The following is a 609-nucleotide window of genomic DNA, read 5'->3' as shown; positions in this document are numbered from 1 at the left end:
GTGCTGGCCGTGGTCGGCGACTGGTCCGACCGGACCGCTTCCGCCGAGGTCGTCAAGAAGCTGACCAGCGCCTGATCGCGGGCTTCTACAGCGTGTACGGGATGTCGGCGATGTGGTGGTCCACCAACTCGTGGACCGGGGCCCAGGTCTCGTAGACGCCTCGTTCGTAGCAGCGGGCGCCCGTCGCCGCCAGGTTGTCGCCGTCCGGGCGGACCAGGCGGAGGCGGGCCCAGCTCTCGTCGCGCTGGAGCACCCAGCAGGGCGTGTTGCGCCACAGCGCCTGCTCGGCGCGGCGGCTCAGGGTCTGCACGGGGTAGCGCGCGGCCCGGGTCAGCGCACGCACCCGGAACTCCTCCGGCGGGTCCGCGACCGCGTCGTACTCGTTGTCCTTGATCCGGCCGACCAGCTTCGCCGAACCGGGCGTCGTGCACGGCACGTACTCCCGGTCGGGGGTGACGCCGGGCAGGTTGTCCAGCACGGCCCGCCAGCGCGGGCCGGCCAGCCGCAGCCAGCCGTGCTGCTCCGGTTGGTACGTGTAAAGGATGATCTCCTCGCCGCCCGGGACGTACGCGATGAGCTGCGCGTTCGCCGGGATCGGCAGGTCGGCGA

Annotated in this window: 1 pseudogene; it reads right to left on the bottom strand. The window is 72.2% G+C overall.

Features of this window, described 5'->3' with window-relative positions:
- Positions 1 to 85 precede the first annotated feature (85 nt).
- Positions 86 to 609 (bottom strand): annotated as a pseudogene (locus Ato02nite_RS48640) (hypothetical protein); the annotation flags it as partial.

The organism is Paractinoplanes toevensis, assembly GCF_018332695.1.
Taxonomy (GTDB): Bacteria; Actinomycetota; Actinomycetes; order Mycobacteriales; family Micromonosporaceae; genus Actinoplanes; species Actinoplanes toevensis.
This window is presented reverse-complemented; position numbering and strand designations above follow the sequence as displayed.